The following is a 24,523-nucleotide window of genomic DNA, read 5'->3' as shown; positions in this document are numbered from 1 at the left end:
CTTACCCGGCAAGTCCGAAGACGCCAAACATCAGTGTGGAAATCAGGGCGATAACAAAACCGACAAGGGTTTCATAAGGCAGCAGTTTTAACCGTTCGTGGATCGGCATGCCGACACTGCCGCCTGTGGCGTGGAAGAAGCTGCCGTGGGGCAGGTGATCCAGTACGGTTGCGCCAGCGTGAATCATGGCGGCACCGGCAAGGGCTGATACGCCAAGACCCAGCAGCGTCTGGCTGAATACCCCGGCGGCAACGGCGGTTCCCGCCGTAGTGGACGCTGTTGCCATAGACATGATCGCGCCGGAAATAGGGGCCAGCAGATAAGAAGGCAGACCGGAAGAGGTCAGCCCATGAATGAGCACATCTTTCAGTTCCGAGTTGGCGATAATCCCGGCGAGCGTACCGGTACCGAGCAGCATGATGGCTACCGGCGCCATGCGCGTAAGCCCGGACATCATAAAGGCGTTACTTTGCTTAAACCTGCCCATCAGGATCGCACCGGCTAACCCACCGACGGGCAGGGCAATCAGCGGATCGATGGCGATACCCGCAACAGGTCGTAGCGCCAGCAGCACAATGGCGACGAGCGGCGCGCTGATAGCGGCAAGAAATCCCGGCTGCTTGCCGTGGTTGTCGTGTGAAATCACTTCGTCGGGCATCACCATCAGGCCTTTCTGGCTGAGACGTTTTGCCAGGAAATAAGCCACGATCAGGCCGAACAGACCGGGGATTATCCCGGCCATCATCACGGAGGTGAGGGGAACATGAAAGGCGTCCGACGCGGCGATGGCATTGGGGTTAGGCGACATCACATTACCCGCTTTACCGCCGCCAATCATCGCCAGCAGAATGGCGAGTTTCGACAAACCGGCGCGACGGGCAATAGACAGGGCAATCGGTGCAACGGTGATAACCGCCACGTCGATAAATACGCCGACGGCGGTCAGGATCATCGTCGCAATGGCTAAGGCTAAAAGCGCCCGGCTTTCGCCCACTTTTTTCACTACCGTTTCAGCGATGGTGTTTGCCGCGCCGGATTCAATCAACACGCCGGCCAGTACACCTGCCGCGAGAATGCGCAGCACGGCATTGGTAATGCCTTGCGCGCCGGTGACCATTAGCGTCACGGTTTGCACCAGATCGGCGCCGCCGACCAGACCGCCTACCAGCGCGCCGACCATCATGCCGTAAACCGGCGAGACTTTGCGTAAAATTAAAACGATCGCCACCACGAGTGCGATGATGGCGCCAGTTGCTGTTATTGAAACCATCTTCTGCTTTCTCCATGAAAATAACAGGGGGCAGTATGGAGAAAGCAGCCGCGTTAGACTTGTGTGTATCGGCTAAAAATAAGGCGCCAGACGGCGAAAAATTTGGAGGAAAATACAGTTCAGCGCTGTAACTCCATGCCGATATACAACCAGAGTAACTGTTTTAAGTTATTGATTTGTATTCCTGTAATATCTTCCACTCGCTGCAGTCGATAGCGTAACGTATTGACATGAATATGCAGGCTGGTCGCTGTTTGCGAAAGATCACAATTATGCTCAAAATAATGCTGTAGCGTTTTTTGCAGAACGCCTTTGGTGTCCTGGGCAACCAGATCGCGCCAGATTTTGGATAATTCTTCCGCTTGCCAGGTACCGGAAAGCCCGCCCAATAATGACGCCAGCGCATAGTCGTCATGAAAAATGAACTGATGCTTCAACTTCAGTCTTTTCGCCATGGCCTGGGTGGATTTCGCGGTCTGAAAAGAGCGACGCAGGCCGTTTTCGCCGGTGAAATAGCCGCCGACAATCAGTCGGGAAAAACCACAGGACTGTGCGTAATGTTTAAATCTCTGCAGATCGCTTAGTTCCAACGATTTATGCCAGACGCCGTTTTTTAGCGCGATAGGTTTTAAGATTATCAGCTCATTAAAGTCGGAAAACGTGACCAAATGGTCGCGGGCGCGATATTCAAAATACTCCATCAGATTACGCAGCGCGTCGCGATCCGGTTGTTGCAGTTCCATAATCACCACCACCCGCGGAAGCTGGAGATTAATTCCCAACCATGAGACCACCGCGTTCAGCGAGTCCGGCGGCGGGTCACGCAAAATCAGCTGATTAATCAGCTCTTCGCGGTAACGCTTATCCCACTGTTTTTGCTCGAGGAGCGCCATTTGTTCAATGATTAATTCCGAAGCCATCTTCACCAACTGCGCATATGCCTTCACTTCACCAGGCTCGCCGGTAATGCCCAGTACGCCAATCAGCTGGTCGCGAAAATTAATCGGTAAATTGATGCCGGGCTTAACGCCTTTAAGCTTATTGGCGGTCGCGGAATCAATTTCGACGACCCGGTTTTCGGTCAATGCGAGTACCGCGCCTTCATGGCGTTGATGTAAACGTGAGGCTTCCCCGGAAGCAATGATCATACCATGCTCGTTCATCACATTTACCGAGTACGGAATTATCCCCATTGTGCGTTGAACTATCTGGCGTGCGGTAGAGTCTTGCAGGTAATAATTAGCGTGAATCTTGTTCATTTTATGCTCAGCATGAAAGGCGGGCGCAATATGTGGCCCATATCCGATCTATTAGCGTATCCAGTGGTGAAATGTTTCGGGTGAACAGACAAAGAAAGCGGGCAGTACGGCCTCTTTTTTGTCGGTTTATACAAATAAAAATGCCCCAGAAAGCTTGTATCCTCTGTTTTCCCTTTAAACTCAAATGATTAATTCTGTTTCTGTTCGCCTGTTCCGTCTTTTTTTTCGATGTGATCGACGTAGGATATTGTTCGGAAATTAATCATTTCTTGCACGCCAGCGCCGTGTTCATTTCTTTCCGGCGGCCTCCGTACGTACAGTCACGGAAAGCTCAATCTCTGCCTCGCTTTCTGCTACAATCCCTCCCCCGTTCGAAGATTGAGCAACATTCCCATGCGTTTAAACCCCGGCCAACAACACGCTGTCGAATTCGTCACCGGACCTTGCCTGGTGCTGGCGGGGGCGGGTTCCGGTAAGACACGCGTTATCACCAACAAAATCGCCCATTTGATACGCGGCTGCGGTTACCAGGCGCGACACATCGCTGCGGTGACCTTTACCAACAAGGCGGCGCGCGAAATGAAAGAACGTGTCGGGCAGACGCTGGGGCGTAAAGAAGCGCGTGGGCTGATGATCTCCACCTTCCATACGCTGGGGCTGGAGGTGATAAAACGCGAATACGCCGCGCTGGGAATGAAATCCAATTTCTCGCTGTTTGACGACACCGATCAGGTCGCCTTGCTGAAAGAGCTGACGGAAGGGTTGATTGACGATGACAAAGTGGTGCTGCAACAGCTGATCGCGACGATCTCAAACTGGAAGAACGATCTCAAAACGCCAGCCCAGGCGGCAGCAAGTGCGAAAGGCGAACGCGATCGCATTTTTGCGCACTGCTATGGCCTGTACGATGCGCACCTGAAAGCCTGTAACGTTCTCGACTTTGACGATCTGATTTTACTGCCAACACTGCTGCTGCAGCGTAATGAGGAAGTGCGCGAGCGCTGGCAGAACAAGATCCGCTATCTGCTGGTGGACGAGTATCAGGATACCAACACCAGCCAGTACGAGCTGGTCAAGCTGCTGGTGGGGAATCGCGCGCGCTTTACCGTCGTGGGTGATGACGACCAGTCGATCTACTCCTGGCGCGGTGCGCGACCTCAAAACCTGGTGCTGTTGAGCCAGGATTTTCCGGCGCTGCAGGTTATCAAGCTGGAGCAGAACTACCGCTCTTCCGGGCGGATCCTGAAAGCAGCAAATATTCTTATTGCCAATAATCCGCACGTCTTTGAAAAGCGGCTCTTTTCGGAGCTGGGATATGGCGCGGAGCTGAAAGTGCTCAGCGCAAACAACGAAGAACATGAGGCCGAGCGTGTAACCGGCGAACTGATCGCCCATCACTTCGTGAATAAAACGGAATACAAGGATTACGCCATTCTGTATCGCGGTAATCATCAGTCGCGGGTGTTTGAAAAATACCTCATGCAGAACCGTATTCCGTACAAAATTTCCGGCGGCACCTCGTTCTTCTCTCGCCCGGAGATCAAAGATCTGCTGGCCTATCTTCGGGTGCTGACCAATCCGGATGATGACAGCGCTTTCCTGCGCATCGTGAATACGCCAAAACGCGAAATCGGACCGGCTACGCTGCAAAAGCTGGGCGAGTGGGCTATGACCCGCAATAAAAGCCTGTTTACCGCCAGCTTTGATCTGGGCCTGAGCCAGACGCTTACCGGGCGCGGCTACGATTCGTTGACCCGATTTACCCATTGGCTGGGTGAAATCCAGCGTCTGGCCGAGCGCGAACCCATTGCCGCCGTACGCGATCTGATTCACGGCATTGATTATGAATCCTGGCTGTACGAAACCTCGCCCAGCCCGAAAGCGGCCGAAATGCGCATGAAAAACGTCAACCAGCTGTTTAGCTGGATGACTGAAATGCTGGAAGGCAGCGAATTGGATGAGCCGATGACGCTGACCCAGGTGGTGACACGCTTTACGCTGCGCGACATGATGGAGCGCGGTGAAAGCGAAGAAGAACTGGATCAGGTTCAACTGATGACGCTTCACGCCTCGAAAGGTCTGGAGTTTCCGTATGTGTTTATGGTGGGAATGGAAGAGGGGTTTCTGCCGCATCAAAGCAGCATCGATGAAGACAATATTGATGAAGAACGCCGTCTGGCCTACGTAGGCATAACCCGCGCGCAAAAAGAACTGATCTTCACCCTCTGTAAAGAGCGCCGTCAGTACGGCGAGCTGGTACGCCCGGAGCCGAGCCGTTTCCTGCTGGAATTACCGCAGGACGATCTGATCTGGGAGCAGGAACGCAAAGTGGTAAGTGCAGAAGAACGCATGCAGAAAGGGCAAAGCCATCTGGCGAACCTGAAAGCAATGATGGCGGCAAAGAAAGCGAAGTTATAGGCCGGATTCGCGAAGCGTCATCCGGCAAAATCACGATGACTGAACATCTAAAGGCCAGTGAACATAGCTTTGCCACTGGCTTTCCTGCGCAATCAACTCATTTCCCAGCGGATGCTGTTCCAGCCATCCTTTCGGTAGCGTAATCGTCAGTATCTCATTTGTCGCCTGCAGGGCGATCGACGGCAGCAGATCGTCACGACGGCGGCTGGCGAAAATAATCGCCAGTCTTAGCAGACGACAAAGGTGCTCAGCCACGCGCGGCGGCACGGCGTTTTGCTGGTGCAGCGAGGAAAGATCAACCGGGTTGGTTTGGTTCAATAACAGCGTGGCGAGCAGTTTTTTCTGCGCGGGGGTGAATCCAGGCAGGTCCAGATTGCGCACCAGATACGCCGCGTGCTGAGGCGCTTGTTTGAAATCTACGCTCAGGCCAATTTCATGCAGCATGCAGGCGCTGATCAACAGTTCGCGGCTGATCGGCTCAAGGTGCCATTCATGTTCTACTTGTTCGACGAAATTCTCCGCCAGTCTGGCAACGCGGTTCGCTTGTTCGGTGTCGACCATAAACCGACGCTGGACGTTACGCAGCGTACGGCTACGAATATCCTGATCGACTGCAAGATGCAGCATACCGTACACCAGCCCTTCGCGCAGCGCGCCGCCGGCCAGGGTCATGCCCTGAATATTCAGTTCGGTAAAAATGGCGATGAGAATGGCCAACCCGCTGGGGAATACCAGTGCGCGTTCAAGGGTTAAGCCCTCAATTTCCAGTTCTTCCAGACGGCCACAGTGAATCGCCCGCTGTTTCAACTGCTGGAGTTTCGACAGCGTAATGCGCTCATCCATGCCCTGCGCCATCATGATTTCCTGAAGCGCCTGCACGGTGCCGGATGCACCAACGCACACTTTCCAGCCGTGGTAGCGAAGTTCATCGGCTACCGGACGCAGCACGTCTCGCGCGGCTTTTTCCGCTTCGTCGAAATTTTCCTGCGCCAGATTACGGTCGGTGAAATAGCGCTCAAGCCAGGTGACGCAGCCCATCGACAGACTAAACAGCGACGTGGTTTGTGCGCCCGTGCCGGTAACCAGTTCAGTGCTCGCGCCGCCGATGTCGACAACCAGTCGCTGATCCGCGCCCCCGGTGGTATGCGCCACGCCCTGATAAATCAGGCGCGCTTCTTCTTCGCCGCTGATGACCTGTACCGGGCAACCGAGAATCTCTTGCGCTTTAGCGATAAATTCATCGGCATTCACCGCTATGCGTAGCGTTGCGGTCGCAACCACGCGGATTTGCGGCTGGGGAATATCCTGAAGGCGCTCGGCAAACAGGCGCAGGCATTGCCAGCCGCGCTCCATAGCTTCAGCAGAAAGGGCGTTCTCGCTGTTCAGGCCAGCGGCCAGACGCACCTTGCGTTTAATTCGCGTGAGCGTCTGGATGCTTCCCGCCACCTCGCGCACCACCAGCATATGAAAACTATTCGAGCCTAAATCAATTGCGGCGTACAGCGAGGAGGTGCTTAGCATGTTTTTTAACCCGAACGACGACGGTTACGCGGGGCGCCAGCCCGACGCGGGCCATTGCCTGGGCGCGAGCGCGTCAGACGCAGCGGCTTCGGCAGATTGTTCATCAGCGCATCCGGATTGTATTTGCTGACCGGAATGGAGTGACCGATGTAGGTTTCGATCGCCGGCAGGTTCAGCGCGTACTCTTCACACGCCAGGCTGATGGAGTGGCCACTTGCGCCTGCGCGTCCGGTTCGGCCAATGCGGTGGACGTAATCTTCGCAATCGTCCGGCAAATCGTAGTTAAATACGTGGGTGACTGCGGGAATATGCAGCCCGCGTGCGGCAACATCGGTAGCAACAAGAATATCCAGATCGCCGCGGGTGAACTCGTCGAGAATGCGCAGGCGTTTTTTCTGCGCCACGTCGCCCGTCAGCAGGCCCACGCGATGACCATCGGCGGCCAGATGGCCCCAGATGTCTTCACAGCGGTGTTTCGTGTTAGCGAAAACAATGGCGCGATCCGGCCATTCTTCTTCAATTAATGTTTGTAGAAGGCGCATCTTCTCTTCGTTAGACGGATAGAAAAGCTCTTCTTTAATACGGTGGCCGGTTTTTTGTTCCGGCTCGACTTCCACGTATTCGGCGTTGTTCATTTGTTCGAACGCCAGTTCACGCACGCGGTAAGAGAGGGTTGCGGAGAACAGCATGTTCAGACGCTGTGTGGCTGGCGGCATGCGGCGGAACAGCCAGCGGATATCTTTAATAAAGCCCAGATCGTACATGCGATCGGCTTCGTCGAGGACAACGACCTGAATCGCGCCCAGGTTAATGTGATTCTGTTTTGCGTAGTCGATCAGACGGCCTGTGGTGCCGATAAGAATATCGACGCCGCTTTCCAGCACTTTCAGCTGCTTGTCATAGCCGTCGCCGCCGTAGGCAAGACCCAGCTTCAGACCTGTGGTCTGCGCCAACGGCTCGGCATCGGCGTGGATCTGCACGGCTAACTCACGCGTCGGCGCCATGATTAAGGCGCGCGGCTGGTTCACCTTGCGATCGTCAATCGCGGGATGAGAGAGAAGATAATGAAACGTTGACGTCAGGAACGCCATCGTTTTGCCAGTACCGGTTTGCGCCTGCCCTGCAACATCGCGACCGGCCAGCGTAAGCGGCAGCGCGAGGGCCTGAATGGGCGTGCAGTTATGAAACCCTTTATTTTCAAGGGCTTCGATCACCTTTGGGTGCAGGGCGAAGTCGGAAAACTTCTGTTCTGTTAAATGTGTTTTGCTCATAGTGTGGTAGAATATCAGCTTACTATTGCTTTACGAAAGCGTATCCGGTGAAATAAAGTCAACCTTTAGTTGGTTAATGCGACATCAACACGTCGTTGATGAAGGCAAAACCAACGTACCAGGCTTATTCCTGTGGAGTTAATATGAGCGATAAAATTATTCACCTGACTGACGACAGTTTTGACACGGATGTACTCAAAGCGGACGGGGCCATCCTCGTCGATTTCTGGGCAGAGTGGTGCGGACCGTGCAAAATGATCGCCCCGATTCTGGATGAGATCGCTGACGAATATCAGGGCAAACTGACGGTTGCTAAACTGAACATTGACCAGAACCCAGGCACCGCGCCGAAGTATGGTATCCGTGGCATCCCGACTCTGCTGCTGTTCAAAAACGGTGAAGTTGCAGCGACCAAAGTGGGCGCACTGTCCAAAGGTCAGCTGAAAGAATTCCTCGACGCGAATATCGCGTAAGAGGATACCTCATGCTCGGGCGCCCTTAATCCTAAATGATTCGGATGACTGGACGCCCGGCGTGAGTCGTGCTAAGTTAGTGTTGACTTCGTATTAAACATACCTTATTAAGTTTGAATCTTGCTATTTCCACAACGTCTCAGTTTCACCCGAGATGTGGACAGATTCCTGGCTTATCATTCATTCCGTCTTGTCGTTTCAGTTCTGCGTACTTTCCTGTGACCAGACAGCGAACAGACATGAGTTGATGGCCGTAAACAGGCATGGATGACCCTGCCATACCATTCACAACATTAAGTTCGAGATTTACCCCAAGTTTAAGAACTCACACCATTATGAATCTTACCGAATTAAAGAATACGCCGGTTTCTGAGCTGATCACTCTCGGCGAAAATATGGGGCTGGAAAACCTGGCTCGTATGCGTAAGCAGGACATTATTTTTGCCATCCTGAAGCAGCACGCAAAGAGTGGCGAAGATATCTTTGGTGACGGTGTGCTGGAGATATTGCAGGATGGATTTGGTTTCCTCCGCTCCGCAGACAGCTCCTACCTCGCCGGTCCTGATGACATCTACGTTTCCCCCAGCCAAATCCGCCGTTTCAACCTCCGCACTGGTGATACCATCTCTGGTAAGATTCGCCCGCCGAAAGAAGGCGAACGCTACTTTGCGCTGTTGAAAGTTAACGAAGTTAACTATGACAAACCGGAAAACGCCCGCAATAAAATCCTTTTCGAAAACTTAACGCCGCTGCATGCCAACTCTCGTCTGCGCATGGAACGGGGTAACGGTTCGACTGAAGACTTAACGGCGCGCGTGTTGGATCTGGCTTCGCCAATCGGTCGCGGTCAGCGTGGCTTGATTGTGGCGCCGCCGAAAGCGGGTAAAACCATGCTGCTGCAAAATATTGCGCAGAGCATTGCCTACAACCACCCAGACTGCGTGCTGATGGTATTGCTGATCGACGAACGTCCGGAAGAAGTGACCGAGATGCAGCGTCTGGTGAAAGGTGAAGTGGTTGCGTCGACTTTTGACGAACCGGCATCCCGTCACGTTCAGGTCGCCGAAATGGTGATCGAAAAAGCGAAGCGCCTGGTTGAACATAAGAAAGACGTTATCATTCTGCTCGACTCCATCACCCGTCTGGCGCGTGCCTACAACACCGTGGTACCGGCTTCCGGTAAAGTGTTGACCGGTGGTGTGGATGCCAACGCCCTGCATCGTCCGAAGCGTTTCTTCGGGGCGGCGCGTAACGTGGAAGAGGGCGGCAGCCTGACCATCATCGCGACCGCGCTTATCGATACCGGCTCCAAAATGGATGAAGTTATCTACGAGGAGTTTAAAGGCACCGGTAACATGGAACTGCACCTCTCCCGTAAGATCGCGGAAAAACGCGTCTTCCCGGCTATCGACTACAACCGTTCCGGTACCCGTAAAGAAGAGTTGCTTACCACCCAGGAAGAGCTGCAGAAGATGTGGATCCTGCGTAAGATCATTCACCCAATGGGCGAAATCGACGCAATGGAGTTCCTCATCAATAAGCTGGCGATGACCAAGACCAACGATGATTTCTTCGACATGATGAAGCGTTCGTAAGAGTACGACCAGCCAAAAACGCCACGTTTTTACGTGGCGTTTTGCTTTTATGCCTGTAATCTTAACAACGTCTTAATAAGATGTTGCGTAAACACACTCCGCTGCACCGCGTTTTGCCTGGTAAATACGAAATGTGGTTAAAAATAATACAAAACAGACGCTTCGGAATGGAGTTTCCCTTCTGAATACAGGTCTTCGTGGTTATACTTCTGCTAATAATTTTCTCTGAGAGCACGCATTGTGAATTTACTGACAGTCAGTACTGATCTCATCAGTATTTTTTTATTCACGACACTGTTTCTGTTTTTTGCGCGCAAGGTAGCAAAAAAGATCGGTTTAGTGGATAAGCCCAACTTCCGCAAACGCCACCAGGGATTGATACCGTTGGTTGGGGGCATTTCAGTTTATGCGGGGATCTGTTTCACGTTCGGCATTGCTGATTATTATATCCCCCATGCTGCTCTTTATCTTGCCTGTGCGGGCGTGCTGGTTTTTATCGGCGCGCTCGACGATCGTTTTGATATCAGCGTAAAAATACGCGCTACCGTACAGGCCGCTATCGGCGTCGTTATGATGGTGGTCGGTAAACTCTACCTCAGCAGTCTCGGCTACATTTTTGGGCCGTGGGAAATGGTGCTCGGTCCTTTCGGTTATTTCCTCACCCTTTTCGCCGTCTGGGCGGCCATCAACGCCTTTAATATGGTTGATGGCATCGACGGTCTGTTAGGTGGGCTTTCCAGCGTCTCCTTTGGGGCGATGGGGCTTATCCTCTGGTTTGACGGACAGACAAGCCTTGCCATCTGGTGCTTTGCGATGATAGCCGCCATCCTGCCGTATATCCTGTTGAACCTGGGCGCGCTGGGTCGACGCTACAAGGTTTTTATGGGGGACGCTGGCAGTACGCTGATAGGCTTTACCGTCATCTGGATCCTGTTAGAAACCACGCAAGGACAAACCCATCCTATTAGCCCGGTTACCGCGCTGTGGATCATCGCCATTCCGCTGATGGACATGGTGGCCATTATGTACCGCCGCCTGCGCAAAGGAATGAGCCCGTTCTCGCCTGACCGTCAGCACATTCATCATTTGATCATGCGCGCAGGGTTTACTTCCCGCCAGGCGTTTGTCCTCATTACCCTGGCCGCTGCCATCCTCGCCTCTATTGGCGTGCTTGCGGAATACTCTCAAATTGTGCCTGAGTGGGTCATGTTGGTGCTCTTTTTGCTAGCATTCTTCCTCTACGGTTACTGCATTAAGCGTGCCTGGAAAGTGGCGAGATTCATCAAACGCTTAAAGCGCAGACTGCGCAGAAACCGAGATAATAAGCCAAATTTAATCAAGTAAATCGAGGGTGCGATGACTCAACCATTACCGGGGGCACACGCCGTGAGCGCTGAAAATGAACTGGATATTCGTGGGTTGTTTCGTACCTTATGGGCCGGGAAGGTATGGATTGTCGGTGTCGCACTGTTGTTCGCGCTGCTCGCGTTAGCGTATACCTTCTTTGCCCGCCAGGAGTGGAGCGCGACCGCCATTTCCGATCGTCCCACGGTGAACATGCTGGGAGGCTACTATTCCCAGCAGCAGTTTCTGCGTAATCTGGATGTCAAAGTCAGCAATACGCCAGCCGAACAGCCTTCGGTGATGGATGAAGCCTACAAAGAGTTCGTGATGCAGCTGGCCTCCTGGGATACTCGTCGCGATTTTTGGCTGCAAACCGACTATTACAAGCAACGGATGGTGGGTAACAGCAAGGCCGATGCCGCGATGCTGGATGAGCTGATCAACAATATTCAGTTTATCCCCGGTGATTTCACTCGTGCTGTTAACGACAGCGTCAAGCTGATTGCCGAAACCGCACCTGACGCCAACAATCTGTTGCGCCAGTATGTCGCCTTCTCGAGCCAGCGCGCGGCAAGCCATCTGAATGACGAGCTGAAAGGCGCATGGGCGGCGCGGACCGTGCAAATGAAAGCGCAGGTTAAACGCCAGGAAGAGGTGGCAAAAGCCATTTTCTCCCGCCGCGTAAGCAGTATCGAACAGGCGCTGAAAATCGCCGAGCAGCACAATATTTCCCGCACGCAGACAGACGTTCCGCCGGATGAATTGCCGGAGTCGGAACTGTTTTTATTGGGACGTCCGATGCTCCAGGCTCGCCTCGAAAATTTACAGGCCGTTGGTCCCACCTTCGATCTGGACTACTTCCAGAACCGGGCCATGCTAAATACATTGAACGTGGGGCCAACCCTGGACCCGCGTTTTCAGACCTATCGCTATTTGCGGACGCCGGAAGAACCGGTAAAACGCGATAGCCCGCGCCGTGCCTTCCTGATGGTGATGTGGGGCATCGTGGGGGGGCTTATCGGCGCTGGTGTTGCGTTAACCCGCCGCCGCACGATCTAGCACGACTGCCGCAGTGAGGGGCTGGGCCCTCACTGACTATTCGAAGAGAATCGATGTGAAAGTACTGACTGTATTTGGCACGCGACCGGAAGCCATCAAAATGGCGCCTTTGGTTCATGCGCTGGCAAAGGATCCTGATTTCGAAGCGAGAGTTTGCGTCACCGCGCAACACCGGGAGATGCTCGATCAGGTTTTGAACCTCTTTTCCATTGTTCCTGACTACGATCTTAATATCATGCAACCGGGTCAGGGGCTGACAGAAATAACCTGTCGAATTCTGGAAGGGCTGAAGCCTATCCTGTCTGATTTCAAGCCTGATGTGGTACTGGTACATGGCGATACCACCACCACTATCGCCACCAGTCTTGCGGCATTTTATCAACGCATCCCTGTCGGGCACGTGGAAGCCGGACTTCGCACTGGCGATCTTTTTTCGCCGTGGCCGGAGGAGGCAAACCGGACGTTGACCGGCCATCTGGCGATGTACCATTTCGCGCCGACTGAAAACTCACGGCAAAACCTGCTGCGTGAAAATATCGCTGACAGCCGCATCTTTGTTACCGGCAATACGGTGATCGATGCGCTTATTTGGGTGCGTGACCGCGTCCTGGCCAGCGATAAGCTGCGCTCAGCGCTGGCCGAACGCTACCCTTTCCTCTGCGAAGATAAAAAGCTGATTCTGGTGACGGGGCATCGACGTGAAAGTTTTGGCCGTGGTTTTGAGCAGATTTGCCATGCGCTGGCGGATATTGCCGCCGCCAACCAGGACGTGCAAATTGTCTATCCGGTCCATCTGAACCCCAACGTCAGTGAGCCGGTCAACCGTATTCTCGGTCACGTTGAAAACGTGATGCTGATTGAACCGCAGGACTATTTACCTTTTGTCTGGCTGATGAATCACGCCTGGCTGATCCTCACCGACTCCGGAGGGATTCAGGAAGAAGCGCCGTCGCTGGGCAAACCGGTACTGGTGATGCGTGAAACGACCGAACGCCCAGAAGCCGTGACGGCGGGGACGGTGCGCCTGGTGGGCACTGACTCCCGGCGCATTGTTGCGGAAGTCACGCGCTTGCTGTATGACGAAAATGAATATCAGACCATGAGTCGCGCCCATAACCCTTACGGTGACGGGCAGGCCTGTGGCCGAATTTTAGACGCTTTAAAAAACAGTCGGGTATCGCTATGAGTTTTTCTACCATTTCTGTTATTGGTCTGGGATATATCGGTTTGCCAACGGCGGCCGCCTTCGCGTCGCGCCAAAAGCAGGTCATTGGTGTGGACGTTAACCCGCACGCGGTAGAAACCATCAACCGCGGTGAAATTCATATCGTTGAGCCGGATCTGGGTAAGGTGGTAAAAACGGCGGTTGAGGGCGGATTTTTGCGCGCCACCACTACGCCGGTTGACGCTGACGCATACCTGATCGCTGTTCCCACACCGTTTAAAGGCGATCACGAACCCGATATGGCCTATGTCGAAGCCGCGGCGAAATCCGTGGCGCCGGTACTGAAAAAAGGGGCGCTGGTGATCCTTGAGTCTACCTCGCCAGTCGGTGCGACAGAGCAAATGGCTGCCTGGTTGGCGGCGATGCGCCCGGATCTCACTTTCCCGCAGCAGGCCGGAGAGCAGGCCGACGTCAATGTGGCCTATTGTCCTGAACGCGTACTGCCGGGTCAGGTGATGGTCGAACTGATTAAGAATGACCGCGTGATTGGCGGTATGACGCCGGTATGCTCGGCGCGCGCCAGCGAACTGTACAAGATCTTCCTTGAAGGTGAGTGCGTGGTGACGAACGCCCGCACAGCGGAAATGTGTAAGCTCACGGAAAACAGTTTCCGCGATGTCAATATTGCTTTTGCGAATGAACTGTCGCTGATCTGCGCCGATCAGGGGATTAACGTCTGGGAACTGATCCAACTGGCGAATCGCCATCCTCGGGTCAATATACTCCAGCCCGGACCGGGCGTTGGCGGGCACTGCATCGCCGTCGATCCGTGGTTTATCGTGGCGCAAAACCCGCAGCAGTCGCGTCTGATTCGTACCGCGCGTGAAGTCAACGACGGTAAGCCGCACTGGGTTGTTGACCAGGTGAAAGCCGCCGTGGCGGATTGCCTGGCTGCGACCGATAAGCGCGCCAGCGAAGTGAAAATCGCCTGCTTTGGGCTGGCTTTCAAACCGAATATCGACGATCTCCGCGAAAGCCCGGCAATGGAAATTACGCAGAATATCGCCCAATGGCACAGCGGTGAAACGCTGGCGGTGGAGCCGAATATCCATCAGTTACCGAAAAAGCTGGATGGCCTGTGCGCGCTGGCGACGCTGGACGATGCGCTGGCAACCGCCGACGTGCTGGTGATGCTGGTCGATCATAATGAGTTTAAGGCGATGCGCGGTGACGCGGTTCGTCAGCAATATATCGTTGATACCAAAGGGGTCTGGCGTTAATGAAACGGATTCTGGTCACAGGTGGCGCGGGGTTTATCGGCTCGGCGTTGGTACGGCATATCATTAATGAGACGGCTGATTCGGTGGTGGTGGTGGATAAACTCACCTACGCCGGAAACCTGATGTCATTAGCGCCAGTTGCGCTGAGTGAGCGTTTCGCCTTTGAGAAAGTGGATATCTGCGATCGCGCCGCGCTGGCGCGCGTTTTTAAACAGTATCAACCGGACTGTGTGATGCATCTGGCGGCGGAAAGCCATGTTGATCGCTCTATTGACGGCCCGGCGGCGTTTATTGAAACGAACATCGTGGGCACGTACACATTACTGGAGGCAGCCCGTGCATACTGGAGTGCTTTAGCGGGCACTAAAAAAACGGCATTTCGCTTCCACCATATCTCCACGGACGAGGTTTATGGCGACCTGCATTCAGCGGAAGACTTCTTTACTGAAACCACGCCGTACGCGCCCAGCAGTCCCTATTCGGCGTCGAAAGCCAGCAGCGATCACCTTGTACGCGCCTGGCTGCGCACCTATGGCTTGCCGACGCTGATCACCAACTGCTCGAATAATTATGGGCCTTATCATTTCCCGGAAAAACTCATCCCGCTGATGATCCTTAACGCGCTGGCGGGGAAACCTCTGCCCGTGTACGGTAACGGACAGCAAATCCGCGACTGGCTGTATGTGGAGGATCATGCCCGGGCGCTGTATCTCGTGGCGACCACTGGAACAGTGGGTGAAACCTATAACATCGGTGGCCACAATGAGCGGAAGAATCTGGATGTGGTCGAGACTATTTGCGATCTGTTGGAAGAGCTGGCGCCGAATAAGCCGCGCGGTATTACTCAGTACCGTGAACTGATTGCTTTTGTTGATGATCGTCCGGGCCATGACTTACGTTACGCCATTGATGCGGCGAAAATTGCGCGCGAGCTCGGCTGGACGCCACAGGAAACCTTTGAAAGCGGAATGCGTAAAACCGTGCAATGGTATCTGGCGAATGAAGCCTGGTGGAAACCAGTGCAGGACGGCAGCTATCAAGGGCAACGTTTGGGTCTGAAAGGCTAAAAACCCCAGCCCATCAGGCTATTTACTTGCCATTTTGAACCTAGTAGTGCTCAAACTGGCTGCGACAATTACGCCTGATGAGCCGGACTTTGGCTCCCGGAGGAGGAACACATGAAAGGTATCATTCTGGCGGGCGGCTCAGGTACCCGTTTGCACCCGATCACACGCGGCGTGTCGAAGCAGTTACTGCCCATTTATGACAAGCCGATGATTTATTACCCGTTGTCCGTTTTGATGCTGGCCGGAATCCGTGAAATTTTGATCATCACGACACCAGAAGATAAAGGTTATTTTCAGCGTCTGCTGGGTGATGGTTCGGCATTTGGTATCGACTTACAGTATGCCGAACAGCCCAGCCCGGATGGGCTTGCTCAGGCGTTTATCATCGCTGAAACGTTCCTAAACGGCGAACCTTCTTGTCTGGTGCTTGGTGATAATATCTTTTTTGGTCAGGGCTTTAGCCCAAAACTGCGGCACGTTGCGGCAAGGACCGAAGGCGCGACAGTGTTTGGTTATCAGGTTATGGATCCTGAACGCTTCGGTGTGGTGGAATTTGACGATAACTTTCGCGCGATCTCATTAGAAGAAAAGCCAAAGCAACCTAAGTCAAACTGGGCGGTAACGGGGCTGTATTTTTACGACAGCAAAGTGGTGGAGTACGCGAAGCGTGTTAAGCCTTCTGAGCGTGGTGAGCTGGAAATCACCTCAATCAACCAGATGTACCTCGACGCTGGCAATCTGACAGTCGAGCTACTGGGGCGCGGCTTTGCCTGGTTAGATACCGGTACGCATGACAGCTTGATTGAGGCGAGTACATTTGTTCAGACGGTGGAAAAACGTCAGGGTTTTAAAATAGCGTGTCTGGAAGAGATTGCCTGGCGCAACGGCTGGCTGGATGATGACGGCGTAAAACGCGCCGCCAGCGCGTTGGCAAAAACCGGATACGGTCAATATTTACTGGAGTTGCTCCGTGCACGTCCGCGCCAGTATTGAGCCGTTAAGCTGGGAAAACGCTTTCTTTGGCGTGAACAGCGCCATTGTGCGCATTAACCCTGCGGCGTCGCCTTTAACGGTGGCAGCACTACAGCGATGGTCACGTGTGCAGGCGAAAATTCCGGCGGCGAATACGGTTGAGCTGGATGCGCTGCAACAACTGGGTTTTTCCCTTGTCGAGGGCGAAGTCGATTTAGCGCTGCCCGTGACGGCAGAATGCGCGCAGAATGGCGCGGAAATTGCACAGTTGGCAGACATTCCTGCGCTGCGCGACCATGCCGCTGTCGCCTTCGCACAAAGCCGCTTTCGCGCGCCGTGGTATGCGCCAGACGCCAGCGCGCGCTTCTATGCGCAGTGGATAGAAAACGCGGTGCGCGGCACGTTTGATAGCCAGTGTCTGGTTCTGCGGGCGGCGAACGGCGATATCCGCGGCTATGTTTCGCTGCGAGAAGTGAATGACAGCGAGGCGCGCATCGGCTTACTGGCCGGGCGTGGCGCAGGCGCTGAGCTGGTGCAGGCGGCGCTCGGCTGGGCGCGGGCGCATGGCAAAACGACATTGCGGGTGGCGACCCAAATGGGCAACACCGCCGCGCTTAAACGTTATATACAAAGCGGTGCGAACGTGGAAAGCACTGCGTACTGGTTATACAGGTGACAACATGATTCCGTTTAACGCACCGCCGGTGGTGGGAAGCGAACTTGACTACATGCAGTCTGCGATGGGCAGCGGCAAACTGTGCGGCGACGGCGGTTTTACCCGGCGCTGTCAGCAGTGGCTGGAGCAGCGTTTTGGCAGCGCGAAAGTGTTGCTGACGCCGTCCTGCACCGCCTCTCTGGAAATGGCGGCGCTGCTGCTGGATATCCAGCCGGGCGATGAAGTGATCATGCCGAGCTATACCTTTGTATCGACGGCAAATGCCTTCGTGCTGCGCGGCGCGAAAATCATCTTTGTGGATATCCGCCCGGATACCATGAACATCGACGAAACGCGCATTGAAGCGGCGATCACCGATAAAACCCGGGCGATTGTGCCGGTTCATTATGCGGGCGTGGCCTGTGAGATGGACACTATCATGGCGCTGGCGGAAAAATATCATCTGTATGTGGTCGAAGATGCCGCGCAGGGTGTGATGTCGACGTACAAAGGCCGCGCGTTGGGTACAATCGGTCACATCGGCTGCTTTAGTTTCCACGAAACCAAAAATTACACCGCGGGCGGCGAAGGCGGCGCGACGCTGATTAACGATCGCAAACTGATCGAACGCGCGGAGATCATCCGTGAAAAGGGTACTAACCGCAGCCAGTTTTTCCGCGGTCAGGTGGATAAATATACCTGGCGCGATATCGGCTCCAGCTATCTGATGTCCGATCTCCAGGCCGCTTATCTGTGGGCGCAACTGGAAGCCGCAGATCGCATTAACCAACAGCGTCTGGCGTTGTGGCAAACCTATTATGACGCGCTACAGCCCCTGGCGCGTGCCGGACGTATTGAACTGCCGTCCATTCCGGGCGACTGCAAACAGAACGCTCATATGTTCTATATCAAGCTGCGTAATATTGATGACCGGAGCGCGCTGATCAACTTCCTCAAAGAAGCGGAAATCATGGCGGTGTTTCACTATATCCCGCTGCACGATTGCCCGGCAGGGGAGAAGTTTGGTGAATTCCACGGCGAAGATCGCTATACCACCAAAGAGAGTGAACGCCTGCTGCGCCTGCCGCTGTTCTATAACCTGTCGGCAGTGAATCAACGCACGGTGATTACCACATTGCTGAATTATTTCGCCTGATATGTCGCTTGCGAAAGCGTCCCTGTGGACGGCGGCCAGTACGCTGGTCAAAATTGGCGCCGGGTTACTGGTCGTTAAACTGTTGGCGGTGACATTCGGCCCGGCGGGCGTCGGGCAGGCGGGAAACTTCCGCCAGATGGTCACCGTTCTCGGCGTGCTGGCGGGCGCCGGGATTTTCAACGGCGTCACTAAATACGTTGCGCAGACGCACGACAACCCGGCGCAGTTGCGAAAAGTCGTCGGTACCTCTTCAGCGATGGTGCTCGGATTTTCCACGCTGCTGGCGCTGGTGTTCCTGGTGGCGGCTGCGCCGATAAGTCAGGGGTTATTCGGTCATACTCAGTATCAGGGGCTAGTACGTTTAGTGGCGCTGGTGCAGATGGGTATCGCCTGGGCTAACCTGCTGCTGGCGCTGATGAAGGGCTTTCGCGATGCAGCCGGAAACGCGCTGTCATTGATTGTCGGCAGCCTGGTGGGGGTCGTCGCCTATTACGGCTGCTACCGGGTAGGCGGTTATGAAGGCGCGCTGCTTGGCCTGGCGCTGGTGCCCGCGCTGGTGGTCATTCCGGCGGCTGTGATACTGATGAAGCGGGGGACGATCCCGCTGCGCTACCTGAAGCCGTCCTGGGATAACGGACTGGCGGGTCAGCTCAGCAAGTTCACCCTGATGGCGCTAATCACTTCCGTCACGCTGCCGGTGGCTTATGTCATGATGCGAAACCTGCTGGCGGCGCACTACAGTTGGGATGACGTTGGCATCTGGCAGGGCGTGAGCAGCATTTCCGACGCTTATCTACAATTTATTACCGCCTCGTTCAGCGTCTGGCTGTTGCCCACGCTGTCGCGACTGACCGAGAAACGCGATATTACGCGGGAAGTGGTCAGGTCGCTGAAGTTTGTGCTGCCAGCGGTGGCGGCGGCAAGTTTTACCGTCTGGTTGCTGCGCGATGTTGCTATCTGGCTGCTTTTCTCTGACAAGTTCAGCGCCATGCGCGATCTGTTTGCCTGGCAACTGGTCGGGGATGTGCTGAAAGTCGGCGCATATGTATTTGGCTATTTGGTGATCGCGAAAGCGTCGCTGCGGTTTTACATACTGGCTGAAATCAGCCAGTTCATTTTACTGACGGCATTTGCGCACTGGCTGATCCCGACGCACGGCGCGCTGGGTGCGGCGCAGGCGTATATGGCCACCTATGTCGTCTATTTTTCACTCTGTTGTGGCGTATTTTTACTCTGGCGTAGGCGGGCATGACTGTACTGATTCACGTACTGGGATCGGATATCCCTCACCATAATCAAACCGTGCTGCGGTTTTTTAACGACGCGCTGGCGCAAACCAGCGAGCATGCCCGTCTCTTTATGGTTGCCGGTCAGGACACCGGACTGACGGAAAGTTGTCCGTCGCTCTCCCTTTCGTTTTACAACGGTAAAAAATCGCTGGCCGAGGCGGTTATCGCGAAAGCCAAAGCGAACCGCCAGCAGCGGTTCTTTTTTCACGGGCAGTTCAATACCGCGCTATGGCTGGCGCTGCTCAGCGGCGGCATTAAGCCCGGTCAGTTTTACTGGCATATCTGGGGAGCGGATCTGTACGAAGTGTCCGGCGGTCTGAAATTTAAGCTGTTCTATCCAGTTCGCCGTCTGGCGCAGAACCGCGTTGGCGGCGTATTTGCTACCCGTGGCGATCTGCGCTATTTCGCCGGGCTGCATCCACGCGTTCCTGGTGAACTGCTGTATTTCCCGACGCGAATGGATCCCGCGCTAAATAATATGGCGAACGATCGGCAGCGTAGCGGGAAAATGACCGTTCTGGTGGGGAATTCCGGCGATCGCAGCAACGAACATATTGCCGCGCTGAAAGCGGTGCATCAGCAGTTTGGCGATACGGTCAACGTCATCGTCCCGATGGGGTATCCGGCCAATAACGACGCCTATATTGCTGAAGTGAAACAGGCTGGTCTGGCGCTGTTCCGCGCGGAAAATTTGCAGGTGCTTGAGGAAAAACTGGCATTCGACGCCTATCTGACGCTGCTTCGCCAGTGCGACCTCGGCTACTTTATTTTTGCCCGTCAGCAGGGGATTGGTACGCTGTGCCTGCTTATCCAGGCTGGAGTACCATGCGTGCTGAACCGCGAAAACCCGTTCTGGCAGGATATGGTGGAACAGCAACTGCCGGTACTGTTTACCAGCGATGCGCTGAATGAACAGGTGGTGCGAGAAGCGCAGCGCCAGCTGGCATCGGTTGATAAAAACGCGATCACTTTCTTTAGCCCGAACTACCTGCAACCCTGGCACAAGGCGATCAGAATCGCCGCAGGGGAGGCCGTATGAGCCTGATGCAGTTCAGTGGGCTGTTCGCCGTCTGGCTACTGGCGACGTTGTTCATTGCCACGTTGACCTGGTTCGAATTTCGCCGCGTGCGCTTTAACTTCAACGTCTTTTTCTCGCTGCTGTTTCTGCTGACCTTCTTTTTCGGTTTTCCACTGACCAGTGTGCTGGTGTTCCGCTTTGATGTGGGCGTCGCGCCGCCGGAAATTTTGTTACAGGCCTTGTTGTCCGCCGCCTGTTTTTATGCGGTCTATTATGTGACCTATAAGACCCGCTTGCGTAAACGGGCAGCAGACGTACCGCGCAAACCGCTGTTTACCATGAACCGCGTGGAAACCCATTTAACGTGGGTGATTCTGATGGGCATCGCGCTGGTGAGCGTTGGCGTTTTCTTTATGCACAACGGTTTCCTGTTGTTCCGTCTGCATTCCTACAGCCAGATTTTTTCCAGCGAAGTTTCCGGCGTGGCGTTAAAGCGCTTCTTTTACTTTTTCATTCCGGCGATGCTGGTGGTTTATTTCCTGCGTCAGGACAGCAAAGCCTGGTTGTTCTTTCTGGTCAGTACCGTCGCGTTTGGACTACTGACCTATATGATCGTTGGCGGCACCCGCGCCAATATCATCATCGCTTTCGCTATTTTCCTGTTTATTGGCATCATTCGCGGCTGGATTTCATTGTGGATGCTGGCGGCGGCGGGCGTGCTGGGGATTGTCGGCATGTTCTGGCTGGCGCTAAAACGCTATGGGCTGAACGTCAGCGGCGATGAGGCGTTTTACACTTTCCTTTATCTGACCCGCGACACCTTTTCACCGTGGGAAAACCTGGCGCTGCTGCTGCAAAATTACGACAAAATCGAATTTCAGGGGCTGGCGCCCATTGTCCGCGACTTTTACGTGTTCATCCCTTCCTGGCTGTGGCCAGGGCGTCCCGGCATGGTGCTGAACGCCGCTAACTATTTTACCTGGGAAGTGCTGAACAACCACTCCGGATTGGCAATCTCTCCAACGTTAATTGGTTCGCTGGTGGTGATGGGCGGCGCGCTGTTTATCCCGCTGGGGGCGATCGTGGTGGGCCTGATCATCAAATGGTTTGACTGGCTGTATGAGTTGGGTAACCGCGAGACGAATCGCTATAAGGCGGCCATTCTGCACAGTTTCTGCTTTGGCGCGATATTCAACATGATCGTGCTGGCGCGTGAGGGGCTGGACTCGTTTGTCTCTCGCGTGGTGTTTTTCATGGTGGTTTTTGGCGCCAGTCTGCTGATCGCTAAACTCCTGTTCTGGCTGTTCGACAGCGCCGGACTGATCCATAAACGTATAAAAACCCTGCCGCGAAAACAGGTTGAAGGATAGCAATGACTGAGAAAACAACGGCGCCGCTCTATGCGCTGCGCGGACTTCAGCTAATAGGCTGGCGCAACATGCAACATGCGCTGGATTACCTTTATGCTGGCGGTAAGTTGAAGCAGGGCACCCTGGTGGCGATCAACGCCGAAAAAGTGCTGACGGCGGAAGATAATCCTGAAGTCAGGGCGTTGATTAACGCGGCAGAATACAAATATGCCGATGGGATCAGCGTTGTGCGTTCGATTCGCAAAAAATTTCCGGAAGCGGAGGTGTCACGCGTAGCGGGAGCCGATCTGTGGGAAGAATTGATGGCGCGCGCTGGGCAGGAAGGTACGCCAGTATTTCTGGTGGGTGGAAAGGCTGACGTGTTAGCGCAAACCGAAGCGAAACTGCGCGCGCAGTGGAACGTTAATGTTGTGGGTCGCCAGGACGGTTATTTTACCCCAGAGCAGCGGCAGGCGCTGTTTGCGCGTATTCACGCCAGCGGTGCGCAGATCGTCACCGTGGCGATGGGATCGCCGAAACAGGAAATCTTCATGCGTGACTGCCGTCAGGTGCATCCTCAAGCCCTGTATATGGGGGTGGGCGGGACCTACGACGTGTTTACCGGGCACGTCAAGCGCGCGCCGAAAGTGTGGCAAAACCTGGGGCTGGAGTGGCTTTATCGTCTGCTGTCTCAACCGAGCCGCATTACCCGTCAGCTTCGCTTGTTGCGCTATCTGCGCTGGCACTATACCGGCGATCTTTGATCTCCCTTTCCTTGCAGGCAGCGTATTCTGCTGACAACGCTGCCTTTCATCCCTGCATCCGTTCCTTTTTTACACAAATCATGCATTTTTTTAATGCTTCATTTGCCATTTTGCCAAATTTGCGAAACCATGCGCCCCCATCGATGTACCCATAACAATAACCGGTAAAGCCGGATGGTAAGCAAACACGACAAGAGGATGTATGGCAGAGAATAAAGCAGAGCTACAGCGTGGGCTGGAGGCTCGTCATATCGAATTAATTGCCCTCGGGGGCACCATTGGCGTTGGTCTGTTCATGGGGGCCGCCAGCACGCTGAAATGGGCGGGACCGTCGGTTTTATTAGCGTATATCATCGCCGGCCTGTTCGTCTTTTTCATTATGCGCTCAATGGGCGAGATGCTGTTCCTGGAGCCGGTGACCGGTTCGTTCGCCGTTTACGCGCACCGCTACATGAGCCCGTTTTTCGGCTACCTTACCGCCTGGTCATACTGGTTTATGTGGATGGCGGTGGGGATCTCAGAAATTACCGCCATTGGTGTTTACGTGCAGTTCTGGTTCCCGGAGATGGCGCAGTGGATACCTGCGCTTATCGCCGTCGGGCTGGTGGCGCTGGCCAACCTTGCGGCCGTGCGTTTGTATGGCGAAATCGAGTTCTGGTTCGCGATGATCAAAGTCACCACTATTATCGTGATGATTGTTATCGGGCTGGGGGTGATTTTCTTCGGCTTTGGCAACGGCGGTCAGGCGATTGGCTTTGGTAACCTGACTGAGCACGGCGGCTTTTTTGCCGGTGGGTGGAAAGGCTTCCTTACCGCGCTATGTATTGTGGTCGCGTCGTATCAGGGCGTGGAGCTCATCGGTATTACCGCCGGTGAAGCGAAGAATCCGCAAGTTACTCTGCGCAGCGCGGTCGGTAAAGTGCTATGGCGAATCCTGATTTTTTACGTGGGCGCGATTTTCGTTATCGTCACGATTTTCCCGTGGAATGAAATCGGTAGCAACGGCAGCCCGTTCGTGCTGACCTTTGCCAAAATCGGCATTACCGCCGCTGCGGGTATTATTAATTTTGTGGTGCTGACGGCAGCGCTGTCTGGCTGTAACAGCGGAATGTACAGCTGCGGGAGGATGCTTTACGCGCTGGCAAAGAACCGTCAGTTGCCTGCGGCGATGGCGAAAGTCTCGCGTCATGGCGTACCGGTAGCCGGGGTGGCGCTGTCGATTCTGATTCTGCTGGTTGGCTCCTGCCTGAACTACATCATTCCTAATCCGCAACGGGTGTTTGTGTATGTCTACAGCGCCAGCGTGCTGCCGGGGATGGTGCCATGGTTTGTGATCCTGATTAGCCAGCTGCGTTTTCGTCGGGCACATAAAGAGGCGATCGCTTCGCATCCGTTCCGCTCCATGTTATTCCCGTGGGCAAACTGGATAACAATGGCTTTCCTGGTGTGCGTGCTGATTGGCATGTACATTAACGAAGAGACGCGTATGTCGCTGTTTGTCGGCATTCTGTTCTTGCTTGGCGTGACGCTCGTTTATAAGGTTTTTGGCCTTAACCGCCACGGTATCGCGCAGAAAACGCAGGAATAACGGACAAAAC

21 protein-coding genes are annotated in these 24,523 nt (G+C 54.4%); 17 read left to right on the top strand and 4 right to left on the bottom strand.

Features of this window, described 5'->3' with window-relative positions:
- Position 1: 1 nt before the first annotated feature.
- Together JY391_RS22170 and JY391_RS22165 are read right to left on the bottom strand one after the other, a co-directional pair.
- Positions 2-1,270 carry a GntP family permease gene (locus JY391_RS22170; protein WP_211935032.1) on the bottom strand — a complete coding sequence of 423 codons (1,269 nt, stop codon included), beginning with the start codon at positions 1,268-1,270 and terminating at the stop codon, positions 2-4.
- Positions 1,271-1,389: 119 nt separating this feature from the next.
- On the bottom strand, positions 1,390-2,529 hold the full coding sequence (locus JY391_RS22165) for a sugar diacid recognition domain-containing protein (protein WP_042292828.1): 1,140 nt from the start codon (positions 2,527-2,529) through the stop codon (positions 1,390-1,392).
- 393 nt (positions 2,530-2,922) lie between these two features.
- Here JY391_RS22165 and rep point away from each other — a divergent pair, with 393 nt between their 5' ends.
- Positions 2,923-4,947 carry a DNA helicase Rep gene (gene rep, locus JY391_RS22160; protein WP_042292826.1) on the top strand — a complete coding sequence of 675 codons (2,025 nt, stop codon included), beginning with the start codon at positions 2,923-2,925 and terminating at the stop codon, positions 4,945-4,947.
- Between the two features lie 30 nt (positions 4,948-4,977).
- Here the strand turns inward: rep and gppA are convergent, their stop codons facing one another.
- Both gppA and rhlB read right to left on the bottom strand, forming a co-directional pair.
- Positions 4,978-6,468, bottom strand: coding sequence for a guanosine-5'-triphosphate,3'-diphosphate diphosphatase (gene gppA, locus JY391_RS22155; RefSeq protein WP_060569250.1), 1,491 nt, complete (start codon positions 6,466-6,468; stop codon positions 4,978-4,980).
- Positions 6,469-6,473: 5 nt separating this feature from the next.
- Positions 6,474-7,739: an ATP-dependent RNA helicase RhlB gene (gene rhlB, locus JY391_RS22150; protein ID WP_060569249.1), complete on the bottom strand. Its 1,266-nt coding sequence runs from the start codon at positions 7,737-7,739 to the stop codon at positions 6,474-6,476.
- A 143-nt stretch (positions 7,740-7,882) separates the two neighbouring features.
- Here rhlB and trxA point away from each other — a divergent pair, with 143 nt between their 5' ends.
- From trxA to thrP, 16 genes are all read left to right on the top strand, one after another.
- The gene (trxA, locus tag JY391_RS22145) at positions 7,883-8,212 is read left to right on the top strand and encodes a thioredoxin TrxA (RefSeq protein WP_042292820.1); all 330 of its coding nucleotides are present in this window, start codon (positions 7,883-7,885) and stop codon (positions 8,210-8,212) included.
- 125 nt (positions 8,213-8,337) lie between these two features.
- Positions 8,338-8,460, top strand: coding sequence for a rho operon leader peptide (locus JY391_RS22140; RefSeq protein WP_120714861.1), 123 nt, complete (start codon positions 8,338-8,340; stop codon positions 8,458-8,460).
- Between the two features lie 87 nt (positions 8,461-8,547).
- Entirely contained in the window at positions 8,548-9,807 is a 1,260-nt protein-coding gene (gene rho, locus JY391_RS22135; RefSeq protein WP_002437993.1) for a transcription termination factor Rho, read from the top strand.
- A 240-nt stretch (positions 9,808-10,047) separates the two neighbouring features.
- Positions 10,048-11,151, top strand: coding sequence for a UDP-N-acetylglucosamine--undecaprenyl-phosphate N-acetylglucosaminephosphotransferase (wecA, locus tag JY391_RS22130; RefSeq protein ID WP_042292819.1), 1,104 nt, complete (start codon positions 10,048-10,050; stop codon positions 11,149-11,151).
- Positions 11,152-11,163: 12 nt separating this feature from the next.
- A complete protein-coding gene (wzzE, locus tag JY391_RS22125; RefSeq protein WP_211935031.1) occupies positions 11,164-12,210 on the top strand; it encodes an ECA polysaccharide chain length modulation protein in 1,047 nt (348 codons plus the stop codon).
- 55 nt (positions 12,211-12,265) lie between these two features.
- Positions 12,266-13,396, top strand: coding sequence for a non-hydrolyzing UDP-N-acetylglucosamine 2-epimerase (wecB, locus tag JY391_RS22120; protein ID WP_205613161.1), 1,131 nt, complete (start codon positions 12,266-12,268; stop codon positions 13,394-13,396).
- Positions 13,393-14,655 carry a UDP-N-acetyl-D-mannosamine dehydrogenase gene (gene wecC, locus JY391_RS22115; RefSeq protein WP_211935030.1) on the top strand — a complete coding sequence of 421 codons (1,263 nt, stop codon included), beginning with the start codon at positions 13,393-13,395 and terminating at the stop codon, positions 14,653-14,655. The genes wecB and wecC overlap by 4 nt, the downstream gene beginning before the upstream one ends.
- Positions 14,655-15,722, top strand: a complete 1,068-nt coding sequence (rffG, locus tag JY391_RS22110; protein ID WP_211935029.1) for a dTDP-glucose 4,6-dehydratase — start codon at positions 14,655-14,657, stop codon at positions 15,720-15,722. Before wecC ends, rffG begins: the two co-directional genes overlap by 1 nt.
- A 111-nt stretch (positions 15,723-15,833) precedes the next feature.
- A complete protein-coding gene (gene rfbA / locus JY391_RS22105) occupies positions 15,834-16,715 on the top strand; it encodes a glucose-1-phosphate thymidylyltransferase RfbA (RefSeq protein ID WP_181822264.1) in 882 nt (293 codons plus the stop codon).
- Positions 16,693-17,370 (top strand): dTDP-4-amino-4,6-dideoxy-D-galactose acyltransferase, encoded by a 678-nt coding sequence (rffC, locus tag JY391_RS22100; RefSeq protein ID WP_211935028.1) that lies wholly within the window; start codon positions 16,693-16,695, stop codon positions 17,368-17,370. Before rfbA ends, rffC begins: the two co-directional genes overlap by 23 nt.
- 4 nt (positions 17,371-17,374) lie before the next feature.
- A complete protein-coding gene (gene rffA / locus JY391_RS22095; RefSeq protein ID WP_042292814.1) occupies positions 17,375-18,505 on the top strand; it encodes a dTDP-4-amino-4,6-dideoxygalactose transaminase in 1,131 nt (376 codons plus the stop codon).
- A 1-nt stretch (position 18,506) separates the two neighbouring features.
- Complete coding sequence (wzxE, locus tag JY391_RS22090; protein WP_211935027.1) at positions 18,507-19,757, top strand: lipid III flippase WzxE; 1,251 nt, start codon at positions 18,507-18,509, stop codon at positions 19,755-19,757.
- Positions 19,754-20,833, top strand: a complete 1,080-nt coding sequence (locus JY391_RS22085; protein ID WP_042292811.1) for a TDP-N-acetylfucosamine:lipid II N-acetylfucosaminyltransferase — start codon at positions 19,754-19,756, stop codon at positions 20,831-20,833. The genes wzxE and JY391_RS22085 overlap by 4 nt, the downstream gene beginning before the upstream one ends.
- Positions 20,830-22,182 (top strand): ECA oligosaccharide polymerase, encoded by a 1,353-nt coding sequence (gene wzyE, locus JY391_RS22080; RefSeq protein WP_211935026.1) that lies wholly within the window; start codon positions 20,830-20,832, stop codon positions 22,180-22,182. Before JY391_RS22085 ends, wzyE begins: the two co-directional genes overlap by 4 nt.
- 2 nt (positions 22,183-22,184) lie before the next feature.
- Positions 22,185-22,925: a lipopolysaccharide N-acetylmannosaminouronosyltransferase gene (gene wecG / locus JY391_RS22075; RefSeq protein ID WP_042292808.1), complete on the top strand. Its 741-nt coding sequence runs from the start codon at positions 22,185-22,187 to the stop codon at positions 22,923-22,925.
- A gap of 202 nt (positions 22,926-23,127) precedes the next feature.
- Positions 23,128-24,513, top strand: coding sequence for a bifunctional threonine/serine APC transporter ThrP (thrP, locus tag JY391_RS22070; RefSeq protein ID WP_042292806.1), 1,386 nt, complete (start codon positions 23,128-23,130; stop codon positions 24,511-24,513).
- Positions 24,514-24,523: the final 10 nt, after the last annotated feature.

Source organism: Citrobacter sedlakii (assembly GCF_018128425.1).
Classification (GTDB): domain Bacteria; phylum Pseudomonadota; class Gammaproteobacteria; order Enterobacterales; family Enterobacteriaceae; genus Citrobacter_A; species Citrobacter_A sedlakii.
Note: the sequence above shows the minus strand (reverse complement) of the source record. Positions and strands in the feature narration are given on the sequence as shown.

What these genes read in the sequence shown, in the direction of transcription:
- wzzE (WP_211935031.1), top strand. Translation starts at nt 11,164, where the DNA reads ATGACTCAACCATTACCGGGGGCACACGCCGTGAGCGCTGAAAATGAA.
- trxA (WP_042292820.1), top strand. Translation starts at nt 7,883, where the DNA reads ATGAGCGATAAAATTATTCACCTGACTGACGACAGTTTTGACACGGAT.
- rhlB (WP_060569249.1), bottom strand. Translation starts at nt 7,739, where the DNA reads ATGAGCAAAACACATTTAACAGAACAGAAGTTTTCCGACTTCGCCCTG.
- rho (WP_002437993.1), top strand. Translation starts at nt 8,548, where the DNA reads ATGAATCTTACCGAATTAAAGAATACGCCGGTTTCTGAGCTGATCACT.
- rfbA (WP_181822264.1), top strand. Translation starts at nt 15,834, where the DNA reads ATGAAAGGTATCATTCTGGCGGGCGGCTCAGGTACCCGTTTGCACCCG.
- wecG (WP_042292808.1), top strand. Translation starts at nt 22,185, where the DNA reads ATGACTGAGAAAACAACGGCGCCGCTCTATGCGCTGCGCGGACTTCAG.
- gppA (WP_060569250.1), bottom strand. Translation starts at nt 6,468, where the DNA reads ATGCTAAGCACCTCCTCGCTGTACGCCGCAATTGATTTAGGCTCGAAT.
- wzxE (WP_211935027.1), top strand. Translation starts at nt 18,507, where the DNA reads ATGTCGCTTGCGAAAGCGTCCCTGTGGACGGCGGCCAGTACGCTGGTC.
- JY391_RS22170 (WP_211935032.1), bottom strand. Translation starts at nt 1,270, where the DNA reads ATGGTTTCAATAACAGCAACTGGCGCCATCATCGCACTCGTGGTGGCG.
- JY391_RS22165 (WP_042292828.1), bottom strand. Translation starts at nt 2,529, where the DNA reads ATGAACAAGATTCACGCTAATTATTACCTGCAAGACTCTACCGCACGC.
- wecC (WP_211935030.1), top strand. Translation starts at nt 13,393, where the DNA reads ATGAGTTTTTCTACCATTTCTGTTATTGGTCTGGGATATATCGGTTTG.
- rep (WP_042292826.1), top strand. Translation starts at nt 2,923, where the DNA reads ATGCGTTTAAACCCCGGCCAACAACACGCTGTCGAATTCGTCACCGGA.
- rffG (WP_211935029.1), top strand. Translation starts at nt 14,655, where the DNA reads ATGAAACGGATTCTGGTCACAGGTGGCGCGGGGTTTATCGGCTCGGCG.
- rffA (WP_042292814.1), top strand. Translation starts at nt 17,375, where the DNA reads ATGATTCCGTTTAACGCACCGCCGGTGGTGGGAAGCGAACTTGACTAC.
- wzyE (WP_211935026.1), top strand. Translation starts at nt 20,830, where the DNA reads ATGAGCCTGATGCAGTTCAGTGGGCTGTTCGCCGTCTGGCTACTGGCG.
- JY391_RS22085 (WP_042292811.1), top strand. Translation starts at nt 19,754, where the DNA reads ATGACTGTACTGATTCACGTACTGGGATCGGATATCCCTCACCATAAT.
- thrP (WP_042292806.1), top strand. Translation starts at nt 23,128, where the DNA reads ATGGCAGAGAATAAAGCAGAGCTACAGCGTGGGCTGGAGGCTCGTCAT.